Raw genomic sequence first — 1437 nt, 5'->3', positions numbered from 1 at the left:
GGAACGGATAATCTCCCCCGCGATTCCTTGCAGATTCGGATACCCGATGCGCCGCCGCTCGACGCCCGCCGAGGACCCGACGGTCCGTCCCGATGACTTGTTCCGGGCCCGCCTGGAAACCCAGATCGACCTGCGTCATCCGCTGGCCCAGCTGGCCTGCCGCATGCCCTGGACGGCGCTGGAGGAAGCGCTTTCGTGCACGTTGCCCGCGCCCACCGTGAGCGGCGGCGGGCGACCGGCGTTGCCGATTCGGCTGATGGCCGGTCTGCTCTACCTCAAACATGCCTACGACCTGTCGGACGAGGCGGTGTGCGAGCGTTGGCTGGAGAACCCGTACTGGCAGTTCTTCACCGGCGAGGAATTCTTCCAGACCCGGCTGCCGTGCGACCCCAGTTCGCTGGTGCGCTGGCGCAAGCGTCTGGGCGAGGCGGGCATGGAGGAGTTGCTGGCCCAGACGATTGCCGCTGCGCGCTCGATGAAGGCGGTGAAGGCACGGGACCTGGAACGGGTGATCGTGGACAGCACCGTGCAGGAGAAGGCGGTGGCGTACCCGACCGACAGCCGACTATTGGAGGCGGGCCGCCGCAAGCTGGTGCTCCTGGCCAAGCGCCACGGCATTGCGCTGCGGCAGAGCTACGAACGGGAAGGGCCCACGCTCCGTCGCCGTGCTGGCGGCTATGCACACGCCAAGCAGTTCAAGCGGATGCGCCGTGTGCTGCGTCGCCAGCGCACGGTACTGGGCCGGGTGATTCGCGACATCGAACGCAAGCTGGCCGATGCCGGAGAGGCGGCCAAAGCGGCACTTGGGACGTGGCTGGATCGCGCCAAGCGGCTGCATGCGCAGCGTCCGAAGGACAAGGGCAAGCTGTACGCATTGCATGCCCCGGAGGTGGAGTGCATAGGCAAGGGGAAGTCGCGACAGCCGTACGAGTTCGGGGTGAAGGTCGGCCTGGCGGTGACCGCCAGGCAGGGCTTGATCGTCGGGGCCCGCAGTTTTCCCGGCAATCCGTACGACGGCGACACGCTGGCCGAGCAGTTGGAGCAGGCCCAGATCGTGAGCGGCTGCAAGCCGAAGGTGGCGATTGTGGATCTTGGCTACCGGGGCCGCGAAGTGGCGGGCGTGGAGATCCTGCATCGAGGCAAGCCCAAGCGCCTGACCCGAAGCCAATGGCGCTGGGTGAAGCGTCGCCAGGCGATCGAACCGATCATCGGCCACGTCAAGGACGACTGTGGCCTGCGCCGCTGCTGGCTGAAGGGCGCGCAAGGGGACGCCATGCACGCGGTCCTGTGCGCGGCGGGCTACAACCTGCGCTGGCTGATGCGCTGGATCGCGGCTTTTTGTGCCTGGATGCTGGGGGCGTTGATTTCGCTCATCACGGCTGGATCGCAGCCAACGGTACCCGCACGGGGATGAGAGGCGGATTCTTCAGGGCCGAC

General features: G+C 67.2%; 1 protein-coding gene. It reads left to right on the top strand.

Features of this window, described 5'->3' with window-relative positions; translation table 11 throughout:
- The first annotated feature begins 46 nt into the window (after positions 1 to 46).
- Positions 47 to 1414: an IS5 family transposase gene (locus CR938_RS14245; RefSeq protein ID WP_246191105.1), complete on the top strand. Its 1368-nt coding sequence runs from the start codon at positions 47 to 49 to the stop codon at positions 1412 to 1414.
- Positions 1415 to 1437: the final 23 nt, after the last annotated feature.

The organism is Pseudoxanthomonas taiwanensis, assembly GCF_010093135.1.
GTDB classification, from domain to species: Bacteria; Pseudomonadota; Gammaproteobacteria; order Xanthomonadales; family Xanthomonadaceae; genus Pseudoxanthomonas; species Pseudoxanthomonas taiwanensis.
This window is presented reverse-complemented; position numbering and strand designations above follow the sequence as displayed.